The 13886-nt window shown below is 71.9% G+C and carries 11 protein-coding genes; 10 read left to right on the plus strand and 1 reads right to left on the minus strand.

Going from position 1 to position 13886, the window contains the following annotated elements; genetic code table 11:
• Positions 1–91 precede the first annotated feature (91 nt).
• The 4 genes from R4Z62_RS08785 (at position 92) to R4Z62_RS08800 (ending at position 5606) form a co-directional block, all read left to right on the plus strand.
• Entirely contained in the window at positions 92–826 is a 735-nt protein-coding gene (locus tag R4Z62_RS08785) for a thioredoxin-like domain-containing protein (protein WP_491519477.1), read from the plus strand.
• Positions 823–1515 carry a DUF305 domain-containing protein gene (locus R4Z62_RS08790; protein WP_064532765.1) on the plus strand — a complete coding sequence of 231 codons (693 nt, stop codon included), beginning with the start codon at positions 823–825 and terminating at the stop codon, positions 1513–1515. The genes R4Z62_RS08785 and R4Z62_RS08790 overlap by 4 nt, the downstream gene beginning before the upstream one ends.
• Positions 1516–1753: 238 nt before the next feature.
• Positions 1754–3697 (plus strand): S53 family peptidase, encoded by a 1944-nt coding sequence (locus R4Z62_RS08795; RefSeq protein WP_491519478.1) that lies wholly within the window; start codon positions 1754–1756, stop codon positions 3695–3697.
• Positions 3698–3845: 148 nt separating this feature from the next.
• Positions 3846–5606 (plus strand): NAD+ synthase, encoded by a 1761-nt coding sequence (locus R4Z62_RS08800; RefSeq protein ID WP_064532772.1) that lies wholly within the window; start codon positions 3846–3848, stop codon positions 5604–5606.
• A 126-nt stretch (positions 5607–5732) separates the two neighbouring features.
• Here the strand turns inward: R4Z62_RS08800 and panB are convergent, their stop codons facing one another.
• Positions 5733–6611, minus strand: a complete 879-nt coding sequence (gene panB / locus R4Z62_RS08805; protein ID WP_064532774.1) for a 3-methyl-2-oxobutanoate hydroxymethyltransferase — start codon at positions 6609–6611, stop codon at positions 5733–5735.
• Between the two features lie 241 nt (positions 6612–6852).
• On the opposite strand from panB, the gene R4Z62_RS08810 reads away from it, so the two are divergent.
• The 6 genes from R4Z62_RS08810 (at position 6853) to R4Z62_RS08835 (ending at position 13884) form a co-directional block, all read left to right on the plus strand.
• Positions 6853–8451, plus strand: coding sequence for an MFS transporter (locus R4Z62_RS08810; protein ID WP_173860819.1), 1599 nt, complete (start codon positions 6853–6855; stop codon positions 8449–8451).
• Positions 8452–8588: 137 nt separating this feature from the next.
• Positions 8589–9230: a TetR/AcrR family transcriptional regulator gene (locus R4Z62_RS08815; protein WP_064532779.1), complete on the plus strand. Its 642-nt coding sequence runs from the start codon at positions 8589–8591 to the stop codon at positions 9228–9230.
• A gap of 183 nt (positions 9231–9413) precedes the next feature.
• Positions 9414–10472, plus strand: coding sequence for an endonuclease/exonuclease/phosphatase family protein (locus tag R4Z62_RS08820; protein ID WP_079158883.1), 1059 nt, complete (start codon positions 9414–9416; stop codon positions 10470–10472).
• Between the two features lie 89 nt (positions 10473–10561).
• Complete coding sequence (locus R4Z62_RS08825; RefSeq protein WP_382847779.1) at positions 10562–11782, plus strand: MFS transporter; 1221 nt, start codon at positions 10562–10564, stop codon at positions 11780–11782.
• Positions 11783–12046: 264 nt separating this feature from the next.
• Entirely contained in the window at positions 12047–13072 is a 1026-nt protein-coding gene (locus R4Z62_RS08830) for an ATP-binding cassette domain-containing protein (protein ID WP_385489817.1), read from the plus strand.
• Positions 13069–13884 carry an ABC transporter permease gene (locus R4Z62_RS08835; protein WP_064532785.1) on the plus strand — a complete coding sequence of 272 codons (816 nt, stop codon included), beginning with the start codon at positions 13069–13071 and terminating at the stop codon, positions 13882–13884. Before R4Z62_RS08830 ends, R4Z62_RS08835 begins: the two co-directional genes overlap by 4 nt.
• The last annotated feature ends 2 nt before the right edge of the window (positions 13885–13886 follow it).

Consider the following 13886-nt stretch of genomic DNA (forward strand, 5'->3'; position numbering starts at 1 on the left):
CCACGGCACCCCTGCCATGCCGCCCCGCCCGCCCCACCCGCCCCACCCGAACGCCCCGTCCCCATCCGACCGTGACACGAAGGACTTCCCCATGGGCTCCGCGAAGAAGCCGGACAGCACCGCCACCGGGCAGCGCAAGGCGCGCATCGAGGAGATGCGCCGTGCCGACCGGTCCCGGGAGCGCCGCAACCGGCTTCTGGTGATCGCGGCGAGCGTGGTCGTCGTCGTGGGTCTGGCCGTCGGCGGCGTGGTGCTGGTCCAGTCGCGGTCCGACGACGGCACCCCGGTCGCGCAGGAGAGCGCGTCCGGGTCGGCGCCGAGCGGCATGGACGGCAAGAACGGCAACGACAAGAAGGGCAAGGGCACTTCCGGCCACTTCGAGACGGGCAAGGACGGGGTGCGGACCTGGAAGGGCACGCTGGGCCGTACGCACACCACGGACCCCGTGACGTATCCGATGGAGCCCCCGGTCGGCGGTGACCACAACCCGGTCTGGCAGAACTGCAACGGCGACGTCTACACCGCCCCGCTGAAGAACGAGCACGCCGTGCACGCGCTGGAGCACGGCGCGGTCTGGGTGACGTACAACGCCAAGGCGCCCAAGGCCGACGTGGACGCGCTCGCGGCGAAGGTGCGCAGGACGCCGTACTCGCTGATGAGCCCGGTGGCCGACCAGAAGGACCCGATCATGCTGTCGGCGTGGGCGCACCAGCGCACGGTGACGGGCGCGGCCGACCCGACCGTGGACGCGTTCTTCGCCCGGTTCGTCCAGGGTCCCCAGACGCCGGAGCCGGGGGCCGCCTGCACGGGCGGGGTGGACCGGTGAGGGTCGCCGGGCTGGTCGCGGGCGCCGTGGCCACGGCCGTGATCGCCGTCGGCGCGATCGGCTACGCGGTCGCGGAGGGCGGCGGCCCGGCGGACGGTGCTCCGGCGGCGGGCGCCACGGCCCCGGCCCCGACGGTGCCGGCCGCCGGTTCGGCGGACGCCGGTTTCGCCCGGGACATGGCGGTCCACCACCAGCAGGCCGTCGAGATGTCGTACATCGTGCGCGACCGCACGAGCGACCCGGAGGTGCGGCGGCTCGCCTACGACATCGCGCAGACCCAGGCCAACCAGCGCGGCATGCTGCTGGGCTGGCTCGATCTGTGGGGGCTGCCGAAGGTGTCGGCGGGACCGCCGATGGCGTGGATGGGGATGGGGACGGGCGGCGCGACGCCCGGGGCGCCGAACGCGGACGGCACGGACGGCACGGACGGCGCGCTGATGCCGGGGATGGCCACCGACGCGCAGCTGAAGGAACTGGGCCGGCTGCGCGGACGCGCGGCGGAGGTGCTGTATCTGCGGTTGATGACGGCGCATCACCGCGGCGGCATCCACATGGCGCAGGCGTGTGCCGCCGCCTGTGCGGTGGGGGCGGAGAAGCGGCTGGCGCAGGGCATGGTCGACGCGCAGCAGTCGGAGATCGACCTGATGGCGGACATGCTCGAAAAGCGTGGTGCGGCGACCGGTTCGTGAGGTCCGGCGACCGGAATCCGGGGAACGAAGACCGCAATTCGTGCGCTATACACCGGTCCTGACGGTTCCTTGGGTTTCTCTTGGCCTGCGCATTCCCCTGGCATGCACGGTTCATCGGGAAGAGTGGCACTCGATCGTGTGATCCATTCAGGGGCCACACCGCCGCGGTCGTCATGCCGGGTCACGCGAGGTCCGACCACTCATTGCGTTACATGCGATCCGCATCGCAGGGGGTTATATGAGATCGAACCGCGCCACCGTGCGGGCCGGAGTGAGCCTGGCAGCGACACTGCCGATGGTCGCCGGCGCGCTGGTGCTCGGCATACCCGCGGCGCACGCCGCGGGCCACTCGGGCCGCCAGGCCGTCACGGGCACCAAGCCCGCGTGGGCGACGGCCAAGGCGGACAAGGGTGCCACCGCCGACAGCGCCCAGGTCACCGCCCGGGTGTATCTGGCCGGCCGCGACGCGGCGGGCCTGGCCGCCTACGCCAAGGCGGTCGCCGACCCGTCCTCGCCGTCCTACGGCAAGTACCTGAGCGCCGATCAGGCGCAGACGCGCTTCGGCGCGACGAAGGCCCAGGTGTCCGCCGTCACGTCGTGGCTGAAGTCGACGGGTCTGAAGGTCACGTCCGTCACGCCGCACTACGTCGCCGTCTCCGGTGACGTCGCCGCCGCGGAGAAGGCGTTCGGCACCCAGCTGCACAACTTCGCCAAGGGCGCGAAGACCTACCGCGCCCCCGCCCAGCAGGCGTCGGTGCCGCAGGAACTGCGGGACGCCGTCCTGACCGTCACGGGTCTGGACAACGCCCCGCACAAGTCCGACCACAAGGACCAGCTGCCGCCGCCGGACGCGGTCTTCAAGAACGCTGGGCCGTTCTCCACGTACTACGGCTCGAAGACCGCGAAGACGCTGCCGTCCGCGTACGGCCAGAAGGTCCCGTACGCCGTCAAGGGCTACACGGGCAAGCAGCTGCGCGCGGCCTACGGCGCGGGCAAGTACACCGGCAAGGGCGTCCGGGTCGCCATCACCGACGCCTACGCCTCGCCGACCATCGCCTTCGACGCGGCCATGTACGCGAAGAAGAACGGCGACAAGCCGTGGAAGACCGGCCAGCTGCACCAGTCGCTGCCGGCCCAGTACACGCGCACCGAGGAGTGCAAGGCGTCCGGCTGGTACGGCGAGGAGACCCTGGACGTCGAGGCCGTGCACGCGGTCGCGCCGGACGCGGACGTCACCTACGTCGGTGCCGCCTCCTGCTACGACGACGACCTGCTGGACTCGCTGAGCAAGGTCGTCGACAACCACCTGGCCGACATCGTCTCCAACTCCTGGGGCGACATCGAGGCCAACCAGACGCCCGACCTGGCCGCCGCCTACGACCAGGTGTTCCAGTTCGGCGCGGTGGAGGGCATCGGCTTCTACTTCTCCTCCGGTGACAACGGCGACGAGGTCGCCAACACCGGTACGAAGCAGGTCGACACCCCGGCCAACTCGGCGTGGGTGACCGCCGTCGGCGGCACCTCGCTGGCCGTCGGCAAGGGAAACAAGTACCTCTGGGAGACCGGCTGGGGCACCGACAAGGCCAACCTGTCGGCCGACGGCAAGAGCTGGGACGGCTTCCCCGGCGCCTACACCTCGGGCGCGGGCGGCGGCACCAGCAAGACCGTGGCACAGCCGTACTACCAGAAGGGCGTCGTCCCGAACGCGCTGGCCACGGCGAACAACGCCGCCGGCAACCGCGTCGTCCCGGACATCGCGGCCATCGCCGACCCGAACACCGGCTTCCTGGTCGGCCAGACCCAGTCCTTCCCCGACGGGTCGCAGCAGTACGCCGAGTACCGGATCGGCGGCACCTCGCTGGCCGCGCCGGTGATCGCGGGCGTGCAGGCCCTCGCCCAGCAGGCGAACGGCGGCAGGGCGATCGGGTTCGCCAACCCGGCGATCTACTCGCAGTACGGCACGAAGGTGTACCACGACGTCGTGGACAAGCCGACCGGCAAGGACCTCGCGGTCGCGCGCGTCGACTTCGTCAACGGCATCGACGCCACCGGCGGCCTGAGCGTCTCGCTGCGCAGCCTCGGCAAGGACAGCTCGCTCAAGGCGGTCAAGGGCTACGACGACGTCACCGGCGTCGGCTCGCCCGCGAAGGGCTACGTCGACTCCTACCGTCGCCGCCACTGACCCGTATCCGCACCGCGGCGCGCCCGTCCCCCGGCTTCCGGGGGGCGGGCGCCCGTGCGTGCGCCCGCCCCCGCGCCGCCATCGGCGTGGGGCGGCCCACACCCGCCCGTCCCCCCATCGCGTCGCTCTGACGATTACACTGGGGGACGTGCCTCAACTACGTCTCGCCCTGAATCAGATCGACTCGCGCGTCGGCGACCTCGCCGCGAACTCCGAGGCGGTCGTCCGCTGGACCCGGCACTCCGCCGAGCAGGGAGCGCATCTCGTGGCGTTCCCCGAGATGGTGCTGACCGGGTATCCCGTCGAGGACCTGGCGCTCAGGTCGTCCTTCGTGGAGGCGTCCCGGGCCGCGCTGCGCGCCCTCGCCGCCCGGCTCGCCGAGGAGGGCCTCGGGGAGCTGCCGGTCGTCGTCGGCTATCTCGACCGCTGCGAGACCGCCCAGCCGAAGTACGGCATGCCGGCCGGCGCGCCGCAGAACGCGGCGGCGGTGCTGCACCGCGGCGAGGTGGTGCTGGCCTTCGCCAAGCACCACCTGCCGAACTACGGCGTCTTCGACGAGTTCCGCTACTTCGTGCCCGGCGACACCATGCCCGTCCTGCGGGTGCACGGCGTCGACGTGGCGCTCGCCATCTGCGAGGACCTGTGGCAGGACGGCGGGCGCGTCCCGGCCGCCCGCACCGCGCGCGCGGGCCTGCTGCTGTCCGTGAACGCCTCCCCCTACGAGCGGGAGAAGGACGACACCCGCCTGGAGCTGGTGCGCAAGCGGGCCCAGGAGGCCGGCTGCACCACCGCGTACCTGGCCATGACCGGCGGGCAGGACGAGCTGGTCTTCGACGGCGACTCCATCGTGGTCGGCGCGGACGGCGAGGTGATCGCGCGGGCGCCGCAGTTCACCGAGGGCTGTGTGGTGCTGGACCTGGAGCTGCCCGCGGTGGCGGCCGACGCGGTCGCCGACGGGCAGCGGGTGGACGACGGGCTGCGCGTGGAGCGGGTGGTGCTGTCCGAGGAGCCGCTGCCCGCGTACGAGCCGCGGTTCACCGGCGGCTACACCGAGCGGCTGGACGACGACGAGGAGGTCTACACGGCGCTCGTCACGGGCCTGCGGGCGTACGTCCGCAAGAACGGCTTCCGGTCCGTCCTCATCGGCCTGTCCGGCGGCATCGACTCGGCGCTGGTCGCGGCGATCGCCTGCGACGCCGTGGGCGCGGAGAACGTGTACGGGATCTCGATGCCGTCCAAGTACTCCTCCGAGCACTCCAGGGGCGACGCGGCCGAGCTGGCCCGGCGCACCGGGCTGCACTTCCGCACGGTGTCGATCGCCCCCATGTTCGACGCGTACATGGGCTCGCTGGGGCTGACCGGGCTGGCCGAGGAGAACCTCCAGTCCCGGCTGCGCGGCACCCTGCTGATGGCCGTCTCCAACCAGGAGGGCCACATCGTCCTCGCCCCCGGCAACAAGTCGGAGCTGGCGGTGGGCTACTCGACGCTGTACGGCGACTCGGTGGGCGCGTACGGCCCGATCAAGGACGTGTACAAGACGTCGGTGTTCCGGCTGGCCGAGTGGCGCAACCGGGCCGCCGCCGAGCGCGGCCAGACCCCGCCGATCCCGGAGAACTCGATCAGCAAGCCGCCGAGCGCGGAGCTGCGCCCCGGGCAGGTCGACACGGACTCGCTGCCGGACTACCCGGTGCTGGACGCGATCCTGGAGCTGTACGTGGACCGGGACAGGGGCGGCGACGAGATCGTCGCGGCGGGCTACGACCGCGAGCTGGTGGTGAAGACGCTGACGATGGTCGACCGGGCCGAGTACAAGCGGCGCCAGTACCCGCCGGGCACCAAGATCTCCGCCAAGGGCTTCGGCAAGGACCGCAGGCTGCCGATCACCGACGGCTGGCGCGAGCGGGCGTAGCGCCCGGCACGAGCAGGCGTAGCGCCCGGCACGAACGGGGGCGCGACGGAGAACAGCCCCGCCGACGGGGGAAGATCGGCGGGGCTGTTCCGGGTGTTTCCGCAGTGGTCCGGGTGGGCCGGCGGATCAGTGGACGGAGTGCTCCTCCAGCGGGAACGCTCCGCCGATCACGTCCTCGGCGAAGGACCGCGCCGCGTCGCCCAGGACGCCGCGCAGGTCGGCGTACTTCTTGACGAACTTGGGCACCCGGCCGCCGGTCAGGCCGAGCATGTCCGTCCAGACCAGGACCTGGGCGTCCGTGTCGGGTCCGGCGCCGATGCCGACGGTCGGGATGTGCAGCACCCGCGTCACCTCGGCCGCCAGCTCCGCCGGGACCAGCTCCAGGACGACGGCGAAGGCGCCCGCGTCCTGGACGGCCTTGGCGTCGCGCAGCATCTGCTGGGCGGCCTCCTCGCCGCGGCCCTGGACGCGGTAGCCCATGGCGTTGACGGACTGCGGGGTCAGGCCGATGTGGGCCATGACCGGAATGCCGGCCTCCACCAGCAGGCGGATCTGCTCGTGCGAGCGCTCGCCGCCCTCCAGCTTCACGGCGCCGACCCCCGCCTCCTTCACCAGGCGGGTGGCCGAGCGCAGCGCCTGCACCGGGCCCTCCTGGTAGGAGCCGAAGGGGAGGTCGCCGACGATCAGGGCGCGCCGGGTGCCGCGCACCACGGCGGCCGCCATCATGGCCATCTCGTCGAGGGTGACGGGCACGGTCGTCTCGTACCCGAGGTGGCAGTTGCCCGCCGAGTCGCCGACCAGCATCACGGGGATGCCGGCCTCGTCGAAGACGGAGGCGGTCATCGCGTCGTAGGCGGTGAGCATGGGCCACTTCTCGCCGCGCTCCTTGGCGAGGGCGAGGTCGCGGACGGTGATGCGGCGGGTGCCCTTTCCTCCGTACAGCGTCTTGGCACTGCCGTCGGAGGTGCTCTTCTGTGCAGGCTGGGCAGCCGGAAGCTGCGTCATTGCAACGGCTCCTTCAATCATCTCGAGGCGCCCTGACGGCGTCCCCGGACTCCCCTCCATGGTGACACCTCCGCCCGCGGCGGGCCAGAGGGACCCCCGTGTGCCTCAAGTCTCGGTCCGCCGTGGGCCGGTGTGCGCTTCGAGCGGGCGCGGGATGGGCAAGGCGGGCGGTCGTAAGATCTGAGTAAAGGATTTCCGATACGAGACGGTTCCGTATCGGAAAGGCCCTACGCTCGGGCCCATGACTACTCCTGCCGACCGCACCGCCCCGGGCCCCGGGATCCCGGAAGCGGTGCACCGCCGCCGCTGGGCGATCCTCGGCGTCCTGATGCTGAGCCTGCTGATAGTGGTGCTCGACAACTCGATCCTGAACGTCGCCATCAAGACCATCTCGACCCCGGCCCCGACCGGGCTCGGGGCCACCCAGAGCGAGCTGGAGTGGGCGATCAACGCCTACACGCTCGTCTTCGCCGGACTGCTGTTCACCTCGGGCCTGATCGGGGACCGGGTGGGCCGCAAGAAGGTGCTGCTCGGCGGTCTCGTCGTCTTCGGCATCGGCTCCGCGCTGGCCGCCGAGTCCGGCTCGCCGGGCCAGCTGATCGCCTACCGCGCCCTGATGGCGGTGGGCGCCGCGTTCGTCATGCCGGCCACCCTCGCCGTCCTGATGAACGTCTTCGAGCGCGACGAGCAGCCCAAGGCCATCGGCATCTGGGCGGGCGGCGTCGGCCTCGCCATCGCCATCGGCCCGATCACCGGCGGTCTGCTGCTGGACCACTTCTGGTGGGGCTCGGTCTTCCTGATCAACGTGCCGATCGTCGTCGCCGCGGTGGCGCTGATGATCTGGCTGGTGCCCGACTCGCGCGACCCGCGCCCCGGCCGCCTCGACCCGGTCGGCGTCGTACTGTCCGTGGTCGGCCTGGTGCTGCTCGTCTACGGCATCATCAAGGGCGGCGAACTGGCCGACTTCACCGACCCTGCCGTGCTGGCGACCATCATCGCCGGTGTCGTCGTCCTCGCGGCGTTCATCGTCTTCGAGAAGCGCAGCGACCACCCGTCGCTGGACGTCACCTACTTCAAGAACAAGGTCTTCTCGGCCGCCATGGCCGCCATCGCGCTGGTCTTCTTCGCCCTGATGGGCGTCACGTTCTTCTCGGTCTTCTACACCCAGAGCGTGCGCGGCTACTCCCCGCTGGAGTCCGGCCTGCTCATGATCCCGCTGGCCGCCGCGCAGATGATCTTCGCGCCGCGGGCCCGGCTGGTCGTCGACCGCTTCGGCTACAAGGCGACCACCACGGCGGGCCTGGTGCTGCTGGCCGGGATGCTCGCCGCGTTCGCCGGGTTCGAGGCCGACACCCCGATCTGGGTGCTGGAGGTCGTCTTCTTCCTCATGGGCACCGGCATGGCGCACATCATGACGCCGACCAGCGTGGTCATCATGCAGGCCCTGCCCCGCGAGAAGGCGGGCTCGGCCTCCGCGCTGAGCAACACCTTCCGCCAGGTCGGCGGCGCGCTCGGCATCGCCGTCCTCGGCTCGGTGCTCTCCACCGCGTACCGCAACAGCATCGAGGGCAAGCTCGGAATGCTCCCGGCGGACCTGCGCGGCACGGCGGGCGAGTCCATCGAGGCCACGCTCGGCGTCGCCGAGAAGCTCGGCCCGCGCGGGCAGGCCCTGGTCGACCCGGCCAACAGCGCCTTCCTGCACGCCATGCACGTGACCTCGCTGTGCGGCACCGTGGTGGCGCTGGCCGGCGCGGTCGTGGTGGCCCTCTTCCTGCCCGGCCGCACCCCGCGCCGGCCCGAGAACCAGGAGGAACCGGAACTGGTGGCGGCGGCCGACTGACCGTCGCGGCCGCGAGACGGGGGACGGCACGGCAGCGGGGGCGGAGCAGTCATACGGGGGCGACCGGCCGGCGGTGGGCAGCAGCACCGCCGGCCACCGGGTGGACAATGACCCGGTACGACGAAAGGACGTCTCAGGTGAGCCTCGCCGACAGCCAAGCCGCCCCGGAGTGCCCCGTGCGGGGCCGCCCCCGGAGCGAGGCGGTGGAACGCGCCATCGTCGAAGGGGTGATGAAGCTCTTGGAAGAGGGCGTGCCGCTGGCCGAACTCTCCATCGAGCGCATCGCCCGGACGGCGGGCGTCGGCAAAGCCACCATCTACCGCCGCTGGAGCGGCAAGGAGGAGCTGTTCGCCGACGTCGTACGGGCCGCCGAACCGCCCGACGCCGATCTGCCCGGCACCTCCATGCGCGACGATCTGGTGGCGCTGCTGGAGCAGTTGCGCCGGCGCGGGCTGATCAGCCGCTCCTCGGCGATCCTGCACAACGTCTACGCCCAGATGAAGAGCAGCCCGAAGATCTGGTGCGCCTACCACGCCACCGTCGTCGAGCCCCGGCGCCGGATCCAGGTGGAGGTGCTGCGCCGCGGCCAGCTCACCGGTGAACTGCGCGCGGACGTCGACGTGGAACTGCTCAACGACATCCTCGTCGGACCCATGCTGGTGCGCAGCATCATGCGGCCCGATCTGGACCTGCCCGAGGGGCTGTCGGAGCAGATCGTGGACACGGTCCTGGAGGGCCTGCGGCCCGTGCCGCGCCCGGCCGGTCCGGCGCCGGAGTGAATGTGCCCGTTTCGTCACAGAGCAGGCCCCGCACGGCGTGACCGGAACTCCGCGCCCCGCCTCGTTCGTCCTCGTGCCCGTACGGCCGTCACGGACGGCAGGAACGGAGCCGATCATCCCCTAGGGTCGTAGCCCACGGGGTGAACGGTGCACGGCAGGCACGGCAGGCAGTGAGGCGACGGTATGGCGCAGCAGGCGTACTTGACGGAGACGGACGACGGCGGCTCGGGGCCCGAGCGCTCGGAGAACCGGATTCGGCGCCTGCTGGACCGGCTGCTGCGCGGCTGGCGCGGCGACCGCCGGATCTGGCGGCGGGGCATCGTCTCGGCGGTCCTCGCGGTGCTGGCCGCGCTGGTGATGCTGCTGCACTCGCACATCCCCAACCGGGTCGGCAACCTGGGCAGTCTGACGGAGACCTTCCTGCCCTGGCTGGGGCTGCTCGTGCCGGTGCTGCTGGTGGTGGCGCTGGTGCGCAAGTCGGCCACCGCGCTGATCGCGCTGGTGCTGCCCGTCGCCGTCTGGCTGAACCTCTTCGGCGGCCTGGTCACCGACAAGACCGGCGGCGGCGGTGATCTGACGGTGGCCACGCACAACGTCAACGCGGACAACCCCGATCCCACCGGGACCGCGCGGCAGGTCGCCGCGTCCGGCGCGGACGTGCTGGCGCTGGAGGAGCTGAAGGCCGCCGCTGTGCCGGTGTACGAGCGGGCGCTGGCGTCGGCGTACAAGTACCACGCCGTGGAGGGCACGGTGGGGGTGTGGAGCAAGTACCCGCTCAGCGATGTTCGCCCGGTCGACCTCCGGCTCGGCTGGACCCGCGCCCTGCGCGCCACGGTGGCCACGCCCGAGGGCCCGCTCGCGGTGTACGTCGCCCACATGCCCTCGGTCCGGGTGAAGCTGAACGCCGGGTTCACCGCGCAGCAGCGGGACCACAGCGCGACCGCGCTGGGCACGGCCATCGCGCACGAGAAGCTGGAGCGGGTGGTGCTGCTCGGTGATCTGAACGGCACGATGAACGACCGCTCGCTGGGCGCGGTCACCTCCCAGATGCGCTCGACGCAGGGCGCGGCGGGCAGCGGCTTCGGCTTCAGCTGGCCGGCCTCGTTCCCGCTGGCCCGGATCGACCAGATCATGGTCAGGGGCGTGGAGCCGGTAAGCTCCTGGACGCTGCCGCGCACGGACAGCGACCATCTGCCGATCGCGGCGCGTGTGAAGGTCACCACATCGGCAACCAGCTCGTAACCTGCTGGAATACCGGGCCTGAAAGACTTTGTTCCGCAGCTGAACATACAAGTCGCACGCTGTACGGAACCCACCCCGAAAGGTCTTTCATGCCCCTGGCCCTGCTCGCCCTCGCCGTGGGCGCCTTCGGCATCGGCACGACCGAGTTCGTCATGATGGGGCTGCTGCCCGACGTCGCCGACGACCTGGGCATCTCGATCCCCACCGCCGGGCACCTGGTCTCCGCGTACGCGCTGGGCGTGGTCATCGGCGCCCCGCTGCTGGCCGCGCTGACCTCCCGGATGTCCCGCCGCCGGGTGCTGATCGGCCTGATGGCGCTGTTCGTCGTGGGCAACGCCCTCTCCGCGCTCGCCCCCGGCCACGGCTGGCTGCTGGCGGCCCGCTTCCTGAGCGGGCTGCCGCACGGCGCCTTCTTCGGCGTCGGCGCGGTGGTCGCCACCGGGATGGTGCCGCCCGAGCGCAAGGCACGCTCGGTGTCGCTGATGTTCCTCGGCCTCACCGTGGCCAATGTCGCCGGGGTCCCGGTCGCCACGCTCATGGGCCAGCACCTGGGCTGGCGGGCGACCTTCCTCGGGGTCGGCGCGATCGGCGTGGCGGCCATCGCCGCGCTCGCCCTGCTCATCCCCCGCGACCCCGCGCACGCCGCCCCGGCGGCCGGACTGCGCGGCGAACTGGCCGCCCTGCGCTCGCTGCCCGTGTGGCTGGCGCTGCTGACCACCGTGGCCGGTTTCGGCGCGCTGTTCGCCGCCTACAGCTACATCACGCCGATGCTCACCGGCACCGCCGGGTACGCCGAGTCCAGCGTGACCCTGCTGCTGGCCCTGTTCGGCGTCGGCGCGACCGCGGGCAATCTGCTGGGCGGGCGGCTCGCCGACCACTCGATGCGCGGCACCCTCTTCGGCGGGCTGGCCTCGCTGGCCGTCGTGCTGCTCCTCTTCCCGGTGCTGATGCGGGCCGGGTGGAGCGCGGCGCTCGCGGTGACCCTGCTCGGCACGGCCGCCTTCGTCACCGGCTCCCCGCTCCAGCTCATGGTGATGGAGAAGGCGGCGGCGGCGCCCTCGCTGGCCTCCTCCGCCAACCAGGCCGCCTTCAACCTGGCCAACGCCGGGGGCGCCTGGATCGGCGGGCTCGCGCTGGCCGCGGGCTTCGGCGCGACCTCCCCGGCGCTCGCCGGCGGCGCCCTGGCCGTCCTCGGCCTGGCCGTGGCCGCCGCCGCGCAGGCCGTCGACCGCCGCCGTCCGGCCCCGGTCCCCGCGGCCCGCGTCGTCACCGGCCACGTACCGGAGGCGGCCGCACCGCTGCACCGCTGAGCGGACGCCCAGGCAGGCGCCCGGCCCCCGCGCCGGATGCCTGTCGGCGGCGCCCGGCCATCGCGCGGGGCGCCTGCTGACGGTGGGCGGGCGCCTGCCTACGGTGGGCGGACGGGCAGGCGGCAGACGGGCCGTCATCGGCGGACTGTTGGCGGCGGACTGTCAGCGGCACACAGACGAACACCGGCGGACTGTCGGCGGCGGACGGGCGGGCGTCGGCGGACTGTCGGTGGTTTGTCGGTGGCGGGTGGCATCGTCTTCGCCATGACACGAATCGACAAGCACCCCGGCGGCGCGGGGATCGCCGTGACGGTACGGGGACTGGTCAAGCACTACGGCGAGACCAAGGCGCTGGACGGCGTCGACCTCGATGTGCGCGAGGGCACCGTGATGGGCGTGCTCGGGCCGAACGGCGCCGGCAAGACCACCCTCGTCCGCATCCTCTCCACCCTGCTGGCCCCCACCTCCGGCGAGGCCACCGTCGCCGGTTACGACGTGGTGCGCCAGCCCCGGCAGCTGCGCCGGGTCATCGGGCTCACCGGGCAGTACGCGTCCGTGGACGAGAAGCTGCCGGGCTGGGAGAACCTCTATCTGATCGGACGGCTGCTGGACCTGTCCCGCAAGGACGCCCGCACCCGCGCCGACGAACTGCTGGAGCGGTTCTCGCTCACCGAGGCGGCCAAGCGCCCGGCCAGCACCTACTCCGGCGGCATGCGGCGCCGACTCGACCTGGCCGCGTCCATGATCGGACGCCCCGCGGTGCTCTACCTGGACGAGCCGACCACCGGCCTGGACCCGCGCACCCGCAACGAGGTCTGGGACGAGGTCAAGGCGATGGTCGGCGACGGCGTCACCGTGCTGCTGACCACCCAGTACATGGAGGAGGCCGAGCAGCTCGCCTCCGAGCTGACCGTGGTCGACCGCGGCAAGGTGATCGCGGGCGGCCGCATCGAGGAGCTGAAGGCCAAGGTCGGCGGGCGCACCCTGCGCGTCAGGCCGGCCGACCCGGGCGAACTGCGCCCGCTCGCCGGGATGCTGGACGAGCTGGGCATCACCGGGCTGGCGACGACCACCGTGGACACCGAGACCGGCTCGCTGCTGGTGCCCGTCCTCAGCGACGAGCAGCTCACCGCCGTGGTGGGCGCGGTGACCGCGCGCGGCATCACCATCACCTCCATCACCACCGAACTGCCCAGCCTGGACGAGGTCTTCCTGTCCCTCACCGGCCACCGCGCCAGTGCCCCGCAGGACGCCAGCCCCGCCGACGCCCGCGAGGAGGTCGCCGTATGAGCGCCGTCACCACTCAGATCCCGACCGCCGACGTGCGGATCCCGCTGCGCGGACATCTGCGGCACACCGGCGCGCTGATCCGGCGCAACCTGCTCTGGATCCGCCAGGACCCGGAGTCCATGTTCGACGCGCTGCTGATGCCGATCGTCTTCACCCTGCTGTTCGTGTACGTCTTCGGCGGCTCGATCGGGCAGGCGCTGGGCGGCGGCCAGTCGCAGTACGTGCAGTACGTCATCCCGGGCATGCTGGCGATGAACAGCATGACGCTGTCCCAGGGCGTCGGCACGGGCTTCAGCCAGGACTTCAACAGCGGTGTCATGGACCGCTTCCGGTCGCTGCCGATCGGCCGCGGCTCGGTGCTGTTCGCGAAGATCGCGGTCGAGCTGTTCCGGATGCTGTTCGCCACGGTCGTGCTGATGGTCGTCGCCGCGCTGGTCGGCTTCCACATCACCCACTGGACCGGTCTGTTCGCCACCGTGGGCCTGTCCGCGCTGTTCGCCTCGTCGATCATGTGGGTGTTCCTCACCCTCGGCGTCATGCTGAAGAACGCGCAGTCCGTGCAGGCGATGGGCTTCCTGGTGCTCTTCCCGCTCCAGTTCGGCTCGTCGATCTTCGCGCCGACCCAGTCGATGCCGGGCTGGCTCCAGCACTTCACCGACTACAACCCGCTCTCCACGCTCGCCGACGCGGCCCGCGGTCTGATGCTGGGCGGGCCGGTCGCGCACGACCTGTGGATCACCGTGGCCTGGTCGGTCGCGATCACCGCCGTCGCGGCCCCGCTCGCCATCCACAAGTTCCGCACCAAGACCTGAGG

The organism is Streptomyces sp. PL-25, assembly GCF_058344915.1.

Excerpts from the sequence above, each read along its gene's own strand:
- R4Z62_RS08785 (WP_491519477.1), top strand. The coding sequence starts at position 92 with ATGGGCTCCGCGAAGAAGCCGGACAGCACCGCCACCGGGCAGCGCAAG.
- R4Z62_RS08795 (WP_491519478.1), top strand. The coding sequence starts at position 1,754 with ATGAGATCGAACCGCGCCACCGTGCGGGCCGGAGTGAGCCTGGCAGCG.
- panB (WP_064532774.1), bottom strand. The coding sequence starts at position 6,611 with ATGACGCAGCTTCCGGCTGCCCAGCCTGCACAGAAGAGCACCTCCGAC.
- R4Z62_RS08810 (WP_173860819.1), top strand. The coding sequence starts at position 6,853 with ATGACTACTCCTGCCGACCGCACCGCCCCGGGCCCCGGGATCCCGGAA.
- R4Z62_RS08820 (WP_079158883.1), top strand. The coding sequence starts at position 9,414 with ATGGCGCAGCAGGCGTACTTGACGGAGACGGACGACGGCGGCTCGGGG.
- R4Z62_RS08825 (WP_382847779.1), top strand. The coding sequence starts at position 10,562 with ATGCCCCTGGCCCTGCTCGCCCTCGCCGTGGGCGCCTTCGGCATCGGC.
- R4Z62_RS08830 (WP_385489817.1), top strand. The coding sequence starts at position 12,047 with ATGACACGAATCGACAAGCACCCCGGCGGCGCGGGGATCGCCGTGACG.
- R4Z62_RS08835 (WP_064532785.1), top strand. The coding sequence starts at position 13,069 with ATGAGCGCCGTCACCACTCAGATCCCGACCGCCGACGTGCGGATCCCG.